The 19,075-nt window shown below is 74.4% G+C and carries 10 protein-coding genes; 9 read left to right on the top strand and 1 reads right to left on the bottom strand.

From position 1 onward, the window contains the following. Positions 1 to 92: 92 nt before the first annotated feature. From DDJ31_RS04425 to DDJ31_RS04385, 9 genes are all read left to right on the top strand, one after another. Complete coding sequence (locus DDJ31_RS04425; protein ID WP_164785045.1) at positions 93 to 1,403, top strand: MFS transporter; 1,311 nt, start codon at positions 93 to 95, stop codon at positions 1,401 to 1,403. A gap of 3 nt (positions 1,404 to 1,406) precedes the next feature. Further along, complete coding sequence (locus DDJ31_RS04420; RefSeq protein WP_127181602.1) at positions 1,407 to 2,621, top strand: cytochrome P450; 1,215 nt, start codon at positions 1,407 to 1,409, stop codon at positions 2,619 to 2,621. A gap of 178 nt (positions 2,622 to 2,799) precedes the next feature. Beyond that, positions 2,800 to 3,600 carry a phytanoyl-CoA dioxygenase family protein gene (locus tag DDJ31_RS04415; protein WP_127181603.1) on the top strand — a complete coding sequence of 267 codons (801 nt, stop codon included), beginning with the start codon at positions 2,800 to 2,802 and terminating at the stop codon, positions 3,598 to 3,600. After that, positions 3,597 to 4,700 carry a zinc-binding dehydrogenase gene (locus DDJ31_RS04410; RefSeq protein ID WP_127181604.1) on the top strand — a complete coding sequence of 368 codons (1,104 nt, stop codon included), beginning with the start codon at positions 3,597 to 3,599 and terminating at the stop codon, positions 4,698 to 4,700. Before DDJ31_RS04415 ends, DDJ31_RS04410 begins: the two co-directional genes overlap by 4 nt. Before the next feature lie 58 nt (positions 4,701 to 4,758). Further along, on the top strand, positions 4,759 to 8,697 hold the full coding sequence (locus DDJ31_RS04405) for a non-ribosomal peptide synthetase (protein ID WP_127181605.1): 3,939 nt from the start codon (positions 4,759 to 4,761) through the stop codon (positions 8,695 to 8,697). Next, positions 8,691 to 9,494, top strand: a complete 804-nt coding sequence (locus DDJ31_RS04400) for a phytanoyl-CoA dioxygenase family protein (RefSeq protein WP_127181606.1) — start codon at positions 8,691 to 8,693, stop codon at positions 9,492 to 9,494. Before DDJ31_RS04405 ends, DDJ31_RS04400 begins: the two co-directional genes overlap by 7 nt. A gap of 23 nt (positions 9,495 to 9,517) precedes the next feature. Then, a complete protein-coding gene (locus tag DDJ31_RS04395; RefSeq protein WP_127181607.1) occupies positions 9,518 to 10,744 on the top strand; it encodes a cytochrome P450 in 1,227 nt (408 codons plus the stop codon). Positions 10,745 to 10,794: 50 nt separating this feature from the next. Further along, positions 10,795 to 13,905 carry a non-ribosomal peptide synthetase gene (locus tag DDJ31_RS04390; RefSeq protein ID WP_127181608.1) on the top strand — a complete coding sequence of 1,037 codons (3,111 nt, stop codon included), beginning with the start codon at positions 10,795 to 10,797 and terminating at the stop codon, positions 13,903 to 13,905. Next, positions 13,902 to 17,879 (top strand): non-ribosomal peptide synthetase, encoded by a 3,978-nt coding sequence (locus tag DDJ31_RS04385; RefSeq protein ID WP_127181609.1) that lies wholly within the window; start codon positions 13,902 to 13,904, stop codon positions 17,877 to 17,879. Before DDJ31_RS04390 ends, DDJ31_RS04385 begins: the two co-directional genes overlap by 4 nt. A gap of 166 nt (positions 17,880 to 18,045) precedes the next feature. Here the strand turns inward: DDJ31_RS04385 and DDJ31_RS04380 are convergent, their stop codons facing one another. After that, positions 18,046 to 19,002, bottom strand: coding sequence for a thioesterase domain-containing protein (locus DDJ31_RS04380; RefSeq protein ID WP_127181610.1), 957 nt, complete (start codon positions 19,000 to 19,002; stop codon positions 18,046 to 18,048). Between the last annotated feature and the right edge of the window lie 73 nt (positions 19,003 to 19,075).

The raw sequence follows: 19,075 nt of genomic DNA, 5'->3' as shown, positions 1-19,075 counted from the left end.
CCGGAATGTCGAAGGAAAGCCAACGGAACCCAGGACGGATTCAGACGTTGAATGTGGTCGCGCCGCCCCGCCTGACGGACAGAATTCCCGCCGTGCTGCGCCAGCGGGATTTCCGTAATTTCTGGACCGCGCAGACCGTCTCCTACATGGGGGACCAGGTCACGTCCATCGTCCTGCCGCTGATCGCGGTGATGACGCTCGACGCCTCCGCGGCCGACATGGGTCTGCTGGTGACCCTGCAACAACTGCCGCTGCTGCTGTTCTCGCTGCACGCGGGCGCCTGGGTCGACCGGCGCGGCCGGCGCAGATCCACGATGATCGCGGCCAACCTCGCCAGCGCGGCGACCGTGGCCACCGTCCCCCTCGCCCACTTCACCGGCTCGCTGACGCTGCCGCACCTGTACGCCGTCTCCTTCGTGACGGGCACCCTCGCGGTGGTGTTCAGCGTCGCCGTGCCCGGCCTCTTCGCCTCCCTGGTCCCGCGCGAGCAGTACCTGAGCGCCACCTCGCTGAGCAGGGCCAGCTACTCCTTCTCCTTCGTCGCCGGACCCAGCGTCGGCGGCGCCGTCGTGCAGATCCTCTCCGCGCCCTTCGCCCTGGTCCTCGACGTCTTCTCGTTCCTCGTCGCCACCGTGCTGCTGCGGGCCATCCCGGACCGGGAGGCCACCGGGAAGGACGAGGGGGAGCAGGGGCAGGAGAAGGCGGAGGCGACGCAGGAGGACGCGGGCAAGCCGCGGGACGGCATCAGGGAGGCGCTGCGCTTCCTCGTCGCCACGGCCGTGCTGCGCGCCAAGTTCGTCTCCGGCACCGCCCTGAACTTCTTCTACACCGTCTACTCGACGCTGCTCATCCTCTTCGCCGCCCGCGACCTCGGCCTCTCGGCCGGTCTGGTCGGCGCGGTGGTGAGCGTCGGCGCGGTCGGCGCGCTGATCGGCTCCGCCGTCACCACGCGGTTCTCCCGGCGCGTCGGGCTCGGCCCCACGTACCTCGTCGGCTGTCTGGTCTTCCCCGCCGCGCTGGTCATGACCCCGCTCGCGCACGGCCCGCAGTGGCTGGTCGTCGCCATGCTGGTGGCGGGCGAGTTCGTCTCCGCCTTCGGCCTGATGCTCTTCGACATCAGCGGCGCCACCCTCCAGCAGGCCATCACCCCCGACCGGCTCAGGTCCCGGATGCAGGGCGCGCAGATGGCCATCAGCTACGGCGTCCGCCCGGTCGGCGCGCTGGTCGCCGGAGCCCTCGGCACCCTTCTCGGGGTCCGCCCCACCCTCTGGATCGCGGTCGTCGGCGGCTTCCTGAGCGTGCTGTTCCTGTTCAGGTCCCCCCTGCGACGGGTCCGCGACCTGCCCGACGAGGCCGAGTGGCCCCGGCCGGGCGCCATGGACACCGTCCCGACGAAGGAGTGACCCGTGGTGGTTGAGCGGTACGCGCCGGCCGATCCCGGCCTCGCGCTGACGGACCCCGCCCTGTACGCGCACGGCGACCCGCACGCCGTCTGGGCCAGGCTGCGCCGCGAGGCCCCGGTCTCCTGGCACGACGAGCCCGGCCACGAGGGCTTCTGGGCGGTGACGACCTACCCCGAGGGGCTCGACGTCCTCACCGACTCCAGCCGCTTCAGCTCGACCCGCGGCACCTTCCTGCGCCCCAACCTCTCCGACCCGTTCCCCGGCGGCGGCCGGATGATGACGCTCACCGACCCGCCGCGCCACGGTGTGCTGCGCGGGGTGCTCAGCCGTCTCTTCAGCCCGCGCGCCGCCCGCTCCTTCGAGGCCAGGGCGGGCGAGGTCGCCCACCGGCTGATGGCCGAGGTCACCGACGCGGGCCCGCGCGACTTCGTCGACGACGTGGCGGCCCGCTACCCGCTGGCGGTGACCGCCGCACTCCTCGGGGTGGCGCCCGAGGACGTGGACCGGGTGGCCGCCTGGACCGGCACGGCCGCCGACAACATCGTGGACATCGACGGCAGCACCGCCCAACAGGCCCATCTGGAGGTCCTCCAGTACTACGCCGAGGTCCTGGAGGACCGCCGCCGACGGCCGGGTGACGACGTGGTCTCCGCGTTCGTCCTGGCCCAGGCGGAGGGACTGGACATCAGCGACGAGGAGATCATCCTCACCTGCGACAACCTGGTGGTCGCGGCGGGCGAGACGACCCGGCAGGTCACCGGCGCCGGGCTGCTCGCCCTGCTGGACGCCCCCGAGCAGGCCGCCGCGCTGCGCCGGGGCGAGATCAGCAGGAAGCACGCGGTGGAGGAGATGCTGCGCTGGTCGGCGCCGGTGAACCACATCATGCGCACCGCGCTCGCCGACACCGAGGTCGCCGGGGTGCCGATCGGCGCGGGCCAGGCGGTCAGCGTCTGGCTCCCGTCGCTGAACCGGGACGAGAGCGTCTTCGAGCGGCCGGAGGAGTTCCGGCTCGACCGCCGTCCCAACCGGCACGCCAGCTTCGGCGGCGGCGGCCACTTCTGCATCGGGGCGCCGCTCGCCCGGCTGATGATCGCCGCGCTCCTTGACGAACTGGTCGACGAGCGGATCGAGATCGCGCTCGCCGGCGAGCCCCGGCGCATCCCGTCGTACATCACCGGCGGCCTCGACCGGCTGCCGATCACCGTCACCTCGCGCTGACGGAACCGTCCGCCTCGGATCCCCTTTCCCGCGCGTGTTCAAGTGCGGCTGTCCTCCGTGTTCAAGTGTGGCGCTTCCTTTTGACCGTTCCACGTAATGTCGTTTCGACGCCGAATTCCGGAGGAGAGCCGATGAATACCCGGAAGGCCATGGTGTTTTCCGTCGGACGGAGGGTGAAATGAGGCTGACCCCTGGTCAGGTGAACGCGTATCAGGAAAGGGGATTCGTCGTCCTGCGCGCCCTGTTCGACGCCGAGGAGGTGGAGTCGCTCCGGGCGGCCTTCACCCGGGACGCCCGGGAGCCGGGCCCGCACCGGGTCCTTGAGGACGGCGGCGAGCTGCGGGCCGTCTACGCCTCGCACCAGCGGCGGCCCGAGTTCGCGGCGCTGATCCGCTCGCCTCGGCTGCTCGGCCCGGTCCGCCAACTCCTCTGCCCCGACGTGTACATGTACCAGTTCAAGATCAACAGCAAGCCCGCGTTCAGCGGCGGCGGCTGGTCCTGGCACCAGGACTTCGCCGCCTGGCGGGCCGCCGACAACCTCGCCGAACCCCGGCTGCTCAACGCCGCGCTCTTCCTGGACGACGCCACCGAGCACAACGGCCCGGTCATCTTCGTGCCCGGCTCGCACCGCCGCGGCGCCCCGGGCGGGACACCCCGCGGCGCCGTCGGCGCGAGCCACGTCGACCCCGACGAGATCGCGCTCGGCCGCGACGAGATGCGCGAACTCGTCGCCCGGCACGGCATGGAGAGCGCCAAGGGACCGGCCGGCTCGGTGGTCCTCTTCCACCCGGAGATCGTGCACGGCTCCGCCACCAACATGTCGCCGCAGCCCCGCAGGCTGCTGATCGCCACCTACAACGACGTCCGCAACCAGCCGAGTCCGGCCGGGGCCGCCCGCCCCGACTACCTGGTCGGCCGCGACACCCGGACCCTGCGCGCCGACGACGAGCCCATCACGGACGGAGACCTCATCCGATGACCGACCGGACCAGCCGCGCCGTCGTGCTCGAACGGTTCGGCGCCCCCCTCGCGCTGAGAGAGTTCCCGCTGCCCACCGCCCCGCCCGGCGGCATGGTCGTCGCCTCCCGCTACGGCGGCGTCTGCGGCACCGACCTCCACCTCGGGCAGGGGCACCTGGACGTGCCGCTCCCGCTGGTCCTCGGCCACGAGGGACTGGGCACCGTGCACGAACTCGCCGACGGCGTCCGCCTCGACAGCCAGGGCACCCCGCTCGCGGTGGGCGACACGGTGATGTGGGCGTCGTCGATCGCGTGCGGGAGCTGCGTGCCCTGCGCGACCCACCTGGAGCCCACCCTGTGCGAGCGGCGCAGGACCTACGGCGTCAACCGCCCGGCCACCGGGCCGGCACCGCTGGCCGGCTCCTGGGCCGAGCACATCGAACTGGCCCCCGGCACCACGGTGATCCGACTCCCGGACGGCGTCGACGCCCGCACCGCCATGTCGCTGGCCTGCGCGGGACCCACCATGGCGCACGCCTTCGAACGCAGGCCGGTGCGGCTCGGCGAGACCGTCGTCGTCCAGGGCAGCGGCCCGGTGGGGCTCGCCGCCGCAGCGATGGCCCACCTCGCGGGCGCCCGACGGGTGATCGTGGCCGGCGGCCCGGCCGGACGGCTGCGTCTCGCCGCCGAACTCGGCATCGGCACCGACCACGTGGACGTCGTCGGCGCGGCGGACCAGGAGAGCGCGCTCGCCGAGGTCCTCGACCGCACCGGCGGGCGCGGCGCCGACCTGGTCGTCGAGTGCACCGGGGTGCCCGCCGCCGTCGGACAGGGCCTCGGGCTCGCCCGCAGGGGCGGCTCGTACCTGGTGGTCGGCCAGTACACCGACAGCGGCGACGCCCTGATCAACCCGCACCAGATCGTCCACCGGCAGCTCGACGTCGTCGGCTCGTGGGCGTTCACCGGCGCCCACCTCGCCCGCTACGTGGCGCTCCTGCCCGACCTGGGCGCCCGCTTCGAGCTGGGGCGGCTGGTGACCACCTACCCGCTGGGGGACTGCGCCTCGGCGCTGCGGGACGTCGCGGACGGCACGGCCCTCAAGGCGGTGCTGGTCAGCTGAGCGCCGCCGACCGGGACCCCCGGCCGTCCGAAACCCTGCGACCACGTGGAGAGTGCCCATGAACGGCAACCGCACCGCCCCCGCGGACCCGGCCCCGCTCGACCACTGGCTCACGGTGTTCGCCGGTCTCGCGGAGCAGCACGACCTCCCCACCGACCGGCCGCGCCCCGCGCTCCCCGACCGCGTCCTGGACCGCGCCGAGCACCGGCCGCCGGCGCGCAGCAGGGCGGACGCCGCCGCGTTCGCGGCCGCCGCGGGGGTGCCGGTCGCCGCCGTCCACGAGGCCGCGGTCGCCGCGCTCGTCCACCGGCTCGGCGCGGGCACCGACCTGCCGCTCGCGGTGACCGGCGCGGGCGGCCACCCCGCCGTCCTGCGGATCGACGTGTCGGGCCGCCCCTCCTTCCGCGTACTGGTCGCCCGGGTGGCCGCGCGCCGGGAAGAGGCGGCGCGGCACGCCGCCGTCACCGCCGACGAGGTGCGCGACGCCGTCAACCGGGCCCGGCACACCCCCGGCAGGCCCCTCTTCCAGGTGGGCGTCTCCACCACCGGCGCCGCGCCGCACCCGGAGGCCGAACTCTGGTTCGACGTCGGCGGCCCGGGACCCGACCGGCTCCACCACGCCCGCCGGATCTTCGAACCCGCCACCGCCGACCGGTTCCTGCGCAACCTCGACCGGCTCCTCGCCTCGGCCCTCGCCGACCCCGACGCGCCCGTCCACCGGCTCGACATCCTCGACGAGGAGCAGCGCCACCACCTGCTGCACACCGTCAACGACACCGCGCGGGAGGTGCCCGACACCACCTTCGGCGCCTGGTTCGAGGAGCAGGTCGCGCGCACCCCGGACACCGCGGCGATCCGCTGCGACCGGGCCGTCTGGACGTACGCGGAGCTGAACGCGCGGGCCAACCGGCTCGCCCGGCTGCTCGCCGCCCGCGGCGCGGGCCCCGAACAGGTCGTCGCCGTCCTGCTGCCCCGCTCCGACCAGCTCGTCATCACCTTCCTCGCGGTGCTGAAGGCGGGCGCCGTCTACATGCCGGCCGACCCGGGGCTCCCCGAGACGCGGCTGCGGACCATGCTCGCCGACGCCGCACCCGCCCTCGTCGTCACCGACTCCGCGACCCGGCACCTGGTGCCCGAGGAGATCCCGGCCGCCGCCCTCGTCGAGACCGACACCGACCCGCTGATCGACCGGCAGCCGGACACCGCGCCGCAGGTCGCCGGAGTCACCGGCGACACCCCCGTCTACCTCCTCTACACCTCGGGCTCCACCGGCACGCCCAAGGGCATCTCGATGGGCACGGCGGCGATCGTCAACCTCATCGCCTGGAACATGCGCCATCTGCCCGCCGGGCCCGGCCACGTCACCGCCCACTTCGCGGCGCTCGGCTTCGACCCGACCGTCCAGGAGTTCCTCGGCACCCTGCTCGCGGGCGGCACCCTGGTCGTCCCGCCCGAGGAACTGCGGCGCGACCCCGCGGAGTTCGTGCACTGGCTCCGCGAGCACCGCATCACCGACCTGTACGCGCCCACCGTGATGATCGAGGCCATCTACCGGGCCGCCCTTGCGCAGGGCGTCGAGCTGCCCGAGCTGCGGCAGATCGCGCAAGGGGGCGAACCCCTGGTGCTCAGCGCCGCCGCCAAGGAGTTCCACGCGGCCGTGCCCCGGCGCCTCTACAACCTCTACGGCCCCACCGAGACCCACGCGGCCACCGCCCTCCTGATGCCCGCGGACGTCGCCGACTGGCCCGAGAACACCCCCATCGGCGAGGCCCTGTGGAACACCCGCCTGTACGTCCTCGACGAGGACCTGGCCCCGGTACCGCCCGGGGTGCCGGGCGAGCTGTACATCGCCGGCCGGTGCCTGGCCCGCGGCTACCACCGGCGCCCCGCGCAGACCGCCGGACGGTTCCTGCCCGACCCGTTCGGAGCCGCGGGCAGCCGCATGTACCGCAGCGGCGACGTCGTCCGCCTCCGCGCCGACAGCCGCCTGGAGTTCCTCGGCCGCACCGACCACCAGCTCAAGATCCGCGGCATGCGGGTCGAACTCGGCGAGGTCGAGGCGGCGATCCGGCAGACCCCGCAGGTCCAGGACGCCGCCGTGATCGCCGCCGGCACCGGCAGCCGGCAGCGGCTCGACGCCTACCTGGTGCCCGCACCCGGCGCCGTGGACGTCGTCGCCGCCACCCGCGCGCTGCTCGCCCGCACCGTGCCCGCGCCGATGATCCCCGCCACCTTCACCCTGCTGGACGCCCTGCCGGTCAACCCCAACGGCAAGCTCGACCGGCTTGGCCTGCCCGCCCCGCACGTCGCCCCCGGCAGACCCCCGGCCACCCCGACCGAGCACGCCCTGTGCCGGATCGCCGAACAGGTCCTCCAGTGCGGGCAGGTCGGCACCGACGACAACTTCTTCGAGCTGGGCGGCAACTCCCTGCTCGGCTCGGAACTCGCCGCACAGGTCAGGACCGGCCTCGGGCTCGCCCTGGGCGTGGACGTCATCCTGGGGCGGCCCACCGTCGCCGAGTGGGCCCACGCGCTCACCACCGCCGGTGAGGAACGGCCCGAACTGCGGCCCGCGCGGCCCCGCCCGGCCGAGCCGAGGGCCTCCCACGCCCAGCAGAACCTGTGGCTGGTCGACCAGTTGGAGGGCCCGAGCCCCCGCTACAACGAACCCTTCGCGCTGCGGCTGACCGGCCGCCTCGACCCGTCCGTCCTCGAAGCCGCCCTGAACGACGTGATCGCCCGCCACGAGGCGCTGCGCACCGTGCTGACCGTCTCCGCCGAGGGCGAGCCCCGCCAGCGGGTGGCCCCACCCGGGCAGCCCAGGACCGCGCTGCCCGTCACCGACGTCACCGAGGCCCGACTGCCCGCCGCGATGCGGGAGTCGACCGCACGCCCCTTCGACCTGGCCGCCGACCCGCCGCTGCGCGCCCTGCTGCTGCGGATCACCGACGCGCCCGAGGACACCCACGTCCTGCTCGTCGTCGTCCACCACGTGGCGTGCGACGGCGCGTCCGTCGCCCCCTTCTGGCGCGACCTGGCCGCCGCCTTCAACTCCCGTACCGGGCAACCGGATCCGGACGGCGGGCCGCCCCCGCTCCCCGTGCAGTACGCCGACTACGCGCTCTGGCAGCGCGACCTGCTCGACCCCGACCGCGACCCGCACACCCTCGTCAAACGCCAGTCCGCCTACTGGGCCTCGGCGCTCGCCGGCCTGCCGGAGCTGACCGCGACGCCCACCGACCGGCCCAGGCCCGAGATCCGCTCCGCCGCCGGCGGCGCCGTCCCGCTCACCCTGCCCGCCGACGCCCACGCCCGGCTCGCCGCCTTCGCCAGGAGCCGCCGCACCACCGTCTTCACCGTGGTCCACGCGGCCGTCACCGCGCTCCTCGACCACCTCGGCGCCGGACCCGACATCGCCGTCGGCGCGGTCGTCGCGGGCCGCACCGACCACGCCCTCGACGACCTGGTCGGCTTCTTCGCCAACACCGTCGTGCTGCGGGTGCGCACCGACGGCGCCCCCGACTTCGACACCCTCGTCGAACGGGCCAGGGAGACCGACCTCGCCGCCCTCGCCCACCAGGACCTCCCCTTCGAGCAGGTCGTCGACGTGCTGCGCCCCGCCAGGACCCTGGCCCACACCCCGCTCGTCCAGATCATGCTGGCCTTCCAGGTGCGGCCCGCGCTGCCGCCCGCCCTCACCGGCCTCGACACCCGCTTCCAGCACGTCGACACCGGCGTCGCCAAGTTCGACCTCTGCTTCGACATCGCCGAGACGTTCGGACCCGACGACGCGCCCACCGGCCTCGAAGGCTCCCTCAGCTTCCCCCTGGACATCTACGACGAGTCCACCGCGGCCCGCTACGCCGCGCTCCTGACCCGCCTGCTGCACCAGGCGCCCACCCGCTCGGGCGAGACCCCCGGCCGGCTCCTCGCCGACCCGGAACCCGACCCCCGACCCACCCACCGAGCCCCCGGCGAAAGGCGGCCGACATGCTGACCCCCCAGGACGAGGACACCTACCGGCAGCGCGGCTACCTGCTGCTGCCCGGACAGTTCGACGCGGCCGAGACCGACCTCCTGCTCTCCGAGGCCCGCAGGCTCGCCGACCTGGACATCCCGCAGCGCATCATGGAGAGCGACGGCACCCAGGTGCGCTCCGTCTACGCCGTCCACCAGCACAGCGACGCCTTCGAACGCTTCACCCGCGACCCGCGCACCCTCGAACCCGCGCGCACCCTCCTCGACGGCGACGTCTACATCCACCAGACCCAGCTCAACCCCAAGGCCCCCTTCGCCGGTGACGTCTGGGACTGGCACCAGGACTACCTCTACTGGGAGCGTGACGACGGCATGGCCGAACCGCGGGCCCTCAACGTCGCCGTCTTCCTCGACGAGGTCGACGAGTTCAACGGGCCGGTCTTCGTCATGCCCGGCTCCCACCTGCTCTCCCTCGACCGGGAGACCAGGACCGTCCGCGGCGGCTGGGAGAACACCCTCAACGCCGACTTCCGCCACAAGATCAGCCCCGAGGCGCTCGGCGAACTCGCCGACACCTACGGCCTCGAGTCGGTCCGCGGCAAGCCCGGCACGGTCTGCGTCTTCGACGGCCGCCTGCTGCACTGCTCCCCGCCCAACCTCTCCGGACGCCCCCGCACGATCATCTTCATCCGCTACAACAGCGTCCACAACCCGCTGCGCCCAGTACCCCAGCCGCGCCCCGCCTGGCTCGCCAACCGCGACCCGCGCCCCCTGCGCCCCCTCTCCCGCCCCTTCTCCGCGCCCGCCGCGCGCTGAGCACCGCGAGGAAGGCACCGGCCATGGCGCACGACAGCGACTTCGACCTCCCCGAACGGGCCCTGGAAGTCGACCTGACCGACGAGAAGCTCTACGCGAGCGAGGAGCCCGAACGCGTCTGGCGCACCCTGCGCGCCGTCGGCAGACCGGTCCGCTCCCACGGCCTGCGCGACCACTGGGCCGTCACCCGCTACCGGCACATCGAGGAGGTCTACCGGCAGGGCGACCGCTTCTCCTCCGAGATGGGCATGCACCTCGGCGAGAAGAAGTCCGACACCCTCGCGGGCCCGGCGGCCGGCGGCATGTCCCTGCTGGTCACCGACGACCCCGCGCACGGCGAGATGCGGCGCGCCCTCGGCGCCGCCTTCACCCCGCGCCTCATGCGCAAGCTGACCGACAGCACCCTCGACATCGCCCGCACCCTGGTCGCCGAGGCCGCCGACGGCAGCCCGGTGGACTTCGTCGACGCGGTCGCCGCCCCCCTGCCCGCCATCGTCATCTGCGACCTGCTCGGCGTCCCCCCGAGCGACCGCGACCACGTGCTGCGGCTCACCCGGTCCGCGTTCAGCGGCTCCGGCTACGCCACCTCCACCAGCCAACTCGCCGCCCACGCCGAACTGTTCGCCTACAGCGACCACCTCATCCGGGAGAAGCGCCGCACCCCGGGCGAGGACGTCGCGACCGTGCTCGCCAACGCCACCATGTACGGCAAGCCGATGAACCGCGAGATCGCCGTCATGAACTGCCACGACCTGATCGCCGGCGGCAACGAGACCACCCGGCACACCTCGGGCGCCGCCGCGCTGACCATGGTCACCCACCGCGCGGCCTGGCAGGGCCTGCGCGAGAAACGCACGAGCGTGGCCGGCGCCACCGAGGAACTGCTCCGCTTCGAGGCCCCGGTCAGCCATGTGATGCGGGTCCTGCTCGCGGACACCGAGATCGGCGGCGTCACCCTGCGCGAGGGCGAGTACGTCACCCTCTGGCTGCGCTCCGCCAACCGCGACGAGGACGTCTTCGACCACCCCGACGAACTGCGCTTCGACCGCGCGGGCAGCCGCCACCTCACCTTCGGGCACGGCGCGCACTACTGCATCGCCGCCGCGCTCGCCCGGATCGAGGTCGGCGCGATCGTCCAGGCACTCTCCGAGCAGATCGCCGACGCCGAACTCGCCGGCGTGCCCCGGCGCCTGGAGTCCAACTTCTTCCGCGGCTACCGCACCGTCCCGCTGGCGCTCACCCGCCGCTGACGCGGCCCACCCGGCACGACGCCCCGCCGACCCCGACAGAGCTGGAGTACATGGTGTCCGTGGACCTCGACCACCGTCAGACCCACGGGTCCCAGGCCGCGCCGCGGCGGGAACCCGGCACCCTGCCCGACTGGCGCCCCGCCGCCCCCGAGGACGGCACCGCCGCCCGCGCCGCCCGCCTCACCGGACCGGTCCCCGCCGACCGGGTCGACGCCGCGCTGCGCGCGCTCACCGCACGGCACCCGGCGCTGCGCGCCGACGGCGTCCCCCCACCGCGCGCCCACCGCGCGGACGCCGCCACCGAACAGGACGCCCTGCGGACCGCCGAGGCGCACGCCGGGGCGCGCTGGGACCTCACCGCGCAACCGCCGCTGCGCGGCTGCCTGATCCGGCTCGGACCCGACGCCGTCCTGCTCGCCCTCGCCGCACCGCGCGCCCGGTGCGACGAGTCGTCGATGACCGTGCTCTGGGAGGAGTTCCGCACCCTGTGCGCGGGCCACGACCTGCCCGAGGCGCCCGCCCCAGGACCCGAGGACGCCCCGCCCGCCACCGTCACGGACGAGGAGCGGCGCGCCTACTGGAGGGACCGCCTCGACCTCCCGCTGCCGCTGCCCCGCTTCGGCATCGAGGCCCCGCGCGGCACCGCACTGCCCGCCTCGCGCGCCGCCGTCACCTTCACCGTCCGCGCCGAAGTGCGCCGCGCCGTCGAGGAGTTGGCGCGCGCCACGGCGACCTCCACGGACACCGTGCTGCTCACCGCGTACCTGGCCACCGTGCACCGGTACGTCCAGGAGGACCACACCCTCGTCGCCGTCCCCGCCGCGCGCCCCGCCGCCCCCGGGGCCGTCGGGAACCTCGCCCGCACCGTGCCCCTGCTGGTCCCCGTCGCCCGCGAGACGCGCTTCGGCGAACTCCTCGCCGCCGCCCACACCGCCGTCGAGGAGGCCGGAGCCCGCTCGGGTCCGCCGCTCGACGCGATCCTCGCCGACCGGCGCGACCCCTCAGCCCCCGCCCTCCGGGCCGAGTTCGTGCCGCCGGGACCCGCCCCCGCCCTTCCCGCGCCCGACCCCGCGGGCACCCGCCATCTGCCGCTGCGCACCACGGCCGCCGCCACCGGGATCTCGCTGCGCCTCACCCACGCGGGCGACGCCTGGAGCGCCGTCCTCGAGTACGACCGGGCCGAGGCCACCGAGAGCGCCGCCCGGTCCTGGGCCGAGTCCTTCGCCACCCTCCTCGCGCACGCCGCCGGCCACCCGGACAGCCGCCTGCACGCCCTGCCGATGCTCCCCGGCGACCGGCTCGACGCCACCGTCGCGGCGATCAACAGCGGCTACGAGACCTACCCCGAACTGCGGCCCGTGCACGCCGCGTTCGAGGAGACGGCCCGCGCCAGGCCCGACCTCACCGCCGTCGAGTCCACCACCGGCTCGATCGGCTACGGCGCGCTCGACCGGCGCGCCAACCTCCTCGCCCACCGGCTGATCGCCCAGGGCCTCGGCCCCGAACGCACCGCCGGAGTCCTCGTCGAACGCTCCGTCGACCTGATCGTCGCCCTCCTCGCGATCTGGAAGACCGGCGCCGCCATGGTGCCGCTCGACGCGCGGATGCCCGACCGGCGGGTGGAGTTCATCGCGAGCGACGCCAAGCTCACCACCATCGTCACCCAGGAACGGTTCACGGACCGGCTCGCCGCCCACGGCGTCCCGCTCACCACCGTGCCCACCGAGGGCGGCGCCGACGCCCCCGACGTCCCCGCCGTCCGCATGGACCACGCCGCGTACGTCTACTACACGTCCGGGTCGACCGGGCGGCCCAAGGGCGTCGTGCTCGACCACCACACCGCCGCCGTCCGCCTGGAGTGGCTCGGCCGCCGCTACCGGCTCGGCCCCGGCGACCGCGTCGTCCACAAGACGCCCCTCATCTTCGACGTGGCGATCTGGGAGATCCTCGGACCGCTCGCCGCGGGCGCCACCCTGCTGCCCGCCGACCCGGACGCCGAGTCCGACGTCACCCACCTCACCGAGCTGCTCACCGCCGAGAACACCGTCTTCACCCACTTCGTCCCCTCCATGCTGGACGCCTACCTGCGGCACGCCCCCGCCGCCCGCCACCCCTCCCTGCGCTGGGTGCAGCTCTCCGGCGAGGCGGTGCCCGCCCGGCTCCTCGAACGGTTCGCCGACCACTTCGACGCCGAGTGCCACAACCTCTACGGGCAGACCGAGACCTCCGAGGTCGCCGCCTGGGAGGGGCGGGCCCACGACGGCACCGGACACCTGCCGCTCGGCCGCCAGATCGGCGTCTACCGGCTGTTCGTCCTCGACGAGGCGCTGCGCCCCGTCCCGCCAGGCGTCACCGGCGAACTCTGCGTCTCAGGCGTCGGCGGACTCGCCCGCGGCTACCTCGGCCGCCCCGGCACCACCGCCGAACGCTTCGTGCCGCACCCCTACCCGGTGCGCCCGGGGGAGCGGCTGTACCGGACCGGCGACCTCGCCGCCTTCGACGAGGACGGCGTGCTCGGCTACCGCGGCCGGGCCGACGAACAGACCAAGATCCGCGGCTGCCGGGTCGAGACCGGCGAGGTCGAGGCGGTCCTCGCGCGCGGCGGCGCCGACTGCGCCGTCGTCGCCCGGCCCGACGACGAGGGCGCCGCCGAACTCGTCGCCTACGTGGTCGGCGACCGCGCGGCCGTCGAACGCCTCGCCGCGCACGCCGAGGAGTACCTGCCCGCCTACATGCTGCCCGGCGTCTACGTCGCCCTCGACGCCCTGCCGCTTGGCTCCTCCGGCAAGCTCGACCGGCGCGCCCTGCCCGCCCCCACGGCCCGCGACCGGGCGGCCAGGAGCACCGCCTCCGAGCCCCCGCTGACCGCCCTCGAAGAACGGATCGCCGAGCTGTGGCGCGCCGTGCTGCGCGTCGAGGAACCCGGCCGCGACGACAACTTCTTCTCCGTGGGCGGCAATTCACTCAAGTCGCTACAGATCCTCAACCGGATCAACGCCGCCTTCCACATCAAGTTCACGGTGCGCGACTTCTTCGCCGGCCCGACGATCAGCCAGATGGCCGCCACCGTGGACCGCCTGCTGCGCGAGATGACCGCCGCCCTGTCCGACGACGACGCGGCGGGCCTGCTCGCCGAACTGAAGGGGGATCAGGCGCGATGACCACCACCGAATCCGCCCGGGACCGGCTGCTGCGGCAACTGCTGGCAGGGGAGACGTCCGGCGCGGCGCCCGACCGGATACCGCGCGTGCCGCCCGGCGCCAAGGTCCCCCTCACCCCGGCCCAGCGCCGCATCTGGTTCTTCTCCCGGCTCTACGCCGACAGCAACGAGTACAACGTCTTCGACCTCGTGCACGTCGACCGGACCCCCGACGAGGACCGCCTCAAGGCCGCCCTGCGCGTCCTCGTCCGGCGCCACGTCGCCCTGCGGCTGCGGCTCTCCGAGGTCGACGGCGAACCCGTCCAGGAGGACTGCGGCACCCACGACCCCGACGTGACCTGGTACGACCTCACCGGGCACCCGGACGACGAGGCCGAACGGCGGGCCACCGACATCGCCAACGCCTGCTCGCGCGAGGTGCTGCGCCCCGACCGGCCGCCCCTGTGGCGGTTCTCGGTGATCCGGATGCCGCACGGCCGGGCCGCCTTCGTGCTCGGCTTCCACCACGTCATCGCCGACCACTGGTCCTGGACCCGGCTCGTCGACGAGTTCGTCGGACTGCTCGACGCCCCCGCCCCCGAGGACCAACCCGACCCGCGGGGGCCGGACTTCCTCGACTACGCGGCCTGGCTGCACGACCACCACGACGAGCGCCGCGCCGAGGAGGACCTCGCCTACTGGACCGGGAAGCTCGCCGGACCGCTGCCCGTCCTCGCCCTGCCCGCCGACCGGCCCAGGCCCAAGGTCTCCACCCGGGCCGGACACAGCGTCCCGGTCCGGATCGGCACCGGCCCGCTGGCCCGCGCCGCCCGCCTGGCCCGCGAGCACGACACCACCCTGTACGTCGTCGCCCTCGCCGCCTACCACGTCCTGCTCGCCCGCCTCGGCGGCCAGCGCGACCTGGTCGTCGGGGGCGTCTTCGCCGGCCGCGACCAGCCCTTCACCGAGGACATCTTCGGCTGCTTCGTGAAGTCGGTCGCGCTGCGCACCGAACTCCCCGAGCGGGCCACCTTCGCCGCCGCCGTCCGCGCCGTCCACCGGACCGTCCTGGAGGCACAGGACCACCAGTACGTCCCCTACGACGACGTCGTGGCCCGCCTCGACGTGCCCCGCGACCTCGGCGTCGACCCCGTCTTCCAGGCCCAGTTCTCGCTCCAGACCGCCGAGGGACCGGCCGCCGACGGCTACCGGACCGACCCCAGCGGCCTCGCCGAGTACGGCACCGCCAAGTGGGACATGGCCCTCGTCCTCACCGAGACCGCCGACGGCCTCAGCGGGCTCATGGAGTGCTCCGCCGACCTCTTCGACAAGGCCACCGTCACCCGGTTCGCCGCCATGTACACCCACCTGCTCGACCGGCTCCTCGACGACCCCGACGCCGAGACGGCGAGCCACCCGCTGATCACCGACGCCGAACGCGACCGCGTCCTGTACGGCCTCAACGCCTACGCCCGCCCCGACCACCCCTACCGGTCCCTCGCCGAGCCGTTCGAGGAACAGGTACGGTTGCGCCCCGACGCCACCGCCCTCATCGGCGACGAGGGAACCCTCACCTACGGCGAACTCAACGCGCGGGCCAACCGGTTGGCCCACCACCTCGCCGCCCGCGGCGTCGGACCCGGCACCCGGGTCGCCCTGTGCACGCACCGCGGCTTCGCCATGGTCGTCGCCGTCTACGCGGTGGCCAAGGCCGGCGGCACCTACGTCCCGCTCGACCCCGAACTCCCCGCCGACAGAATCCGGTTCATGCTCCAGGACACCGGGCCGACCACCGTCCTCACCGCCGGTACCGCCCGCGACCGGGTGCCCGCGGGACCCTGGGAGGTGATCTCCCTCGACGACCCGCGGCCCTGGGCCGACCGGCCCGCCACCGACCCCGACCGGGCGGTGCCGCACCAGGTCTCCCACCTGCTCTACACCTCGGGCTCCACCGGCCGCCCCAAGGCGGTCGCCTCGGACGCCGCCGGATCGATCGCCGACATCCTCTGGATGCAGCGCAATTACCCCTACCACCCGGGCGACACCGCCCTGTTGAAGACCTCCTACGGGTTCGACGTCTCCCTCTGGGAACTGTGCTGGCCCCTCTACACCGGCGCCCGCGTTGCCGTCTGCCGCCCCGGCGAACACTGGGACGTCCGCTACCTCGCCCGGATGATCGACGAATACCAGGTCACCACCGCCTACGTCATCCCGACCCAGCTCCAGGTCTTCCTCGACGAGCTGACCGACGGCCAGTGCACCTCGCTGCGCTGGATGATCTCCGGCGGCGAACCGGTCACCCCACGGCTGCGGGACGCCTGCCACGCCCGCCTCGGCGCCCGACTCGTCAACGGCTACGGGCCCACCGAGGCGGGCCGGGTCACCGACATGATCGTGCCCCGCGACCCGGGCAACCCGGTCGTCCCGCTGGGCCGCCCCTCCGACAACTTCCGGCTGCACGTCCTCGACGAGCACTTCGACCCGGTGCCCGTCGGCGTCCCGGGCGAAGCCTTCATCGCCGCCGAAGTCGGCCTGGCCCAGGGCTACTTCAACCGCTCCGCGCTCACCGCCGAACGCTTCCTGCCCGACCCCTTCGGACCACCCGGCTCCCGCATGTACCGCAGCGGCGACCTGTGCCGCTACCGCGACGACGGCGTCCTCGAACACCTCGGCCGGATCGGCGACCAGGTCAAGATCCGCGGCATGCGCATCGAACCCGCCGAACTCGAAGCCGTCATCGCCGAACAGGACGGCGTCGAACGGTGCGTGGTCCTCGTCGTCACCGAGGCGGACGAACAGCACCTGGCCGCCTTCGTGGTCGCCGAGGACGGCGCACGGCCCGACCCCGACCGGATCGCCGCGGACGCGGCCCGCATGCTGCCCAGGTACATGCTCCCCACCACCATCGAGATCGTCGACACCATCGTCACCAACGTCAACGGCAAACCCGACCGCGCGGCCCTCCTCGCCGGCCGGACCGCCCGCGGCGCCCTGCCCGAGGCACCCACCGACGACGCCCCCGGCTACGCCGACGACACCGAGGAGCGGATGGCCGCCCTCTTCCGGCGCGTCCTCGGCGTCGAACGGCTCGCCGTCACCGACGGCTTCTTCGCCCTCGGCGGCCACTCCCTGCTGGTCTTCCGGCTCATCTCCGCCTGTACCGCGGAGTTCGGCGTCGAACTCGACGTCGCCGAGATCTTCGCCGCGCCCACGGTCAGGGACCTCGCCGCCCGGGTCCGCGGACCGCGCTCCGGCGCCGCCCGCTGCCTGGTGCCCCTCGCGCCCAGCGCCGGAGCGCCCACCCTGGTCTTCGTGCACGCCGCCAGCGGCTCCGCGCTGCCCTTCCGCGAACTCGCCGAACACCTGGGCGGGGAGCTGTCCGTCCACGCCCTCCAGGCACCCGGCCCCGACACGCCCGGCGCCGGGACCGTCGAGGAACTCGCCCTGCGCTACCTCGACGAACTCGAACCCGTGCGCGGGCACGGCCCCCTCTTCCTGGTGGGCTGGTCCATGGGCGGCTCCATCGCCCTGGAGATGGCCCGCGAGGCCGAACGCCGCTCGGCCCCCGTCGACGCGACGGTCATGCTCGACAGCTGGCCCCCGGCGGCCAGTTGCGCCACCCCCGGCGAGCGGGAACGCGTCCGCCGGGCCATCGAGGACCTCGACATCGGCGCCGCCGAGGGCGTCGACCTGGACACGCTCGGCGGGGACCTCGTCCAGGTCACCGAGCGCAACCGGCGGGCGCTGCTGGCCCACCGGCCCGAGCCGTGGGACGGCCGCGTCCACCTCCTGCGGGCCGCCGAACCGCTCCCGGTCGCCACCGCCGTCCCCACCCCCGACGAGGACGAGACGGCCTGGCGCGGCGTCGTCCCCGACCTCGTCCGCGACGTCATCCCCGGCAACCACCTCACCCTGCTGCGCGGCGACAACGCGGCCGACCTCGCGCGACGGCTCCGCCGGATCACGGAGGAGAGCCTCGTCTTCGACGAGATCTGACCCGGGGCGCGGCGGACACCGACGTGGACGCCGCCCCCGCCGGAGATGCCGAAGGCCCAGAGGACGCCGAAGACGCCGAAGACGACGACCGGCCCGGAGCCCCTGCGGCTCCGGGCCGGTCGTCGGCGCGGCGATGTCCCCGCTGCCCGCTGCCCGCTGCCCGCTGTCAGGCGCCCTGTTCCCGTCCCGTCGCGTGCCGTTGGATCAGGGACAGGATCTCGGCGCCCTCGGTGGCCGGGAAGAAGTGGCCGCCCGGCACCAGGTGCGCCCGGAAGCCCGCGGTGCTCCAGCGGGCCCAGCGCAGGCACTCGGAGAGCGGCGCGAAGGGGTCGTCGGTGCCTGCCAGGGCGAGGACGGGCACGTCGACGGGCTCCACGTCGCCCTCGGCGCGTGCGCACGACTCGACGACCTCCAGATCCGCCCGCAGACACGGCAGGAACGCGTCGCGGCCCAGCGGATCGTCGAGGACCTGCTCCGGTGTGCCGCCCCACGCCGCCATCGCGGCCAGCAGATCGCCGTCGCTCATCCCCGCCACGTCGCCCACCACCCGGTCGGGCGGCGTGGCCGCCGCCGTCACCAGCAGCCGCGCCCCGCCAGGACGCACCCTGCGCAGCACCTGGTGCCCGACCAGGGCGCCCGCGCTGTGCCCGAAGACGGCGAACGGGCGGTCCCCGTAGCCGTCGACCGCCGCGGCGACCGCGTCGGCGAGCGGGGCCACCCCCCGGTAGGGCGGCTCGTCGATCCGGTCCTCCCGGCCCGGCGCGTGCACCACCACCACCTCCACACCCGCGGGCGCGGCGGCGCCCCACGCGTGGAAGAGGGAGGGCCCGGCCCCGGCCGGCGGCAGGACGAAGACCACGAGACCGCGGGCGGCGCGCGCGAGCACCTTCAGCCGGACCCCGGCCCCGGCGTCCCGGTCCGCGCCCGGCGCCGCCGCCCGCGCGGCGGGCCGCTCCCGCGGTCCGTCCGCCAGCCGCCGCAGCAACTCCTCCTTGTGGCCGCGCAGCACAGCGAGCAGCTCGGGGGTCATCACGTCCTTCGGCCCGTCGAAGTGCAGCCGCCCGTCCTTCGCCCAGACGCGCACGTTGCTGCCACGCAGCTCCTGAAGCAGCTCGTCGATCACGGCCGATCACGCCCCCTGTCGTGGGTCAGGACGGCGCCGGGCGGCGCGCGTCCCCCACCGGCCAGGGTGACCC

Source organism: Streptomyces griseoviridis (assembly GCF_005222485.1).
GTDB classification, from domain to species: Bacteria; Actinomycetota; Actinomycetes; order Streptomycetales; family Streptomycetaceae; genus Streptomyces; species Streptomyces hintoniae.
This window is presented reverse-complemented; position numbering and strand designations above follow the sequence as displayed.

Bases quoted from the DNA above. Each gene is read 5' to 3' on its own strand.
- DDJ31_RS04415 (WP_127181603.1), top strand. From the start codon at position 2,800: ATGAGGCTGACCCCTGGTCAGGTGAACGCGTATCAGGAAAGGGGATTC.
- DDJ31_RS04390 (WP_127181608.1), top strand. From the start codon at position 10,795: ATGGTGTCCGTGGACCTCGACCACCGTCAGACCCACGGGTCCCAGGCC.
- DDJ31_RS04405 (WP_127181605.1), top strand. From the start codon at position 4,759: ATGAACGGCAACCGCACCGCCCCCGCGGACCCGGCCCCGCTCGACCAC.
- DDJ31_RS04395 (WP_127181607.1), top strand. From the start codon at position 9,518: ATGGCGCACGACAGCGACTTCGACCTCCCCGAACGGGCCCTGGAAGTC.
- DDJ31_RS04385 (WP_127181609.1), top strand. From the start codon at position 13,902: ATGACCACCACCGAATCCGCCCGGGACCGGCTGCTGCGGCAACTGCTG.
- DDJ31_RS04410 (WP_127181604.1), top strand. From the start codon at position 3,597: ATGACCGACCGGACCAGCCGCGCCGTCGTGCTCGAACGGTTCGGCGCC.
- DDJ31_RS04400 (WP_127181606.1), top strand. From the start codon at position 8,691: ATGCTGACCCCCCAGGACGAGGACACCTACCGGCAGCGCGGCTACCTG.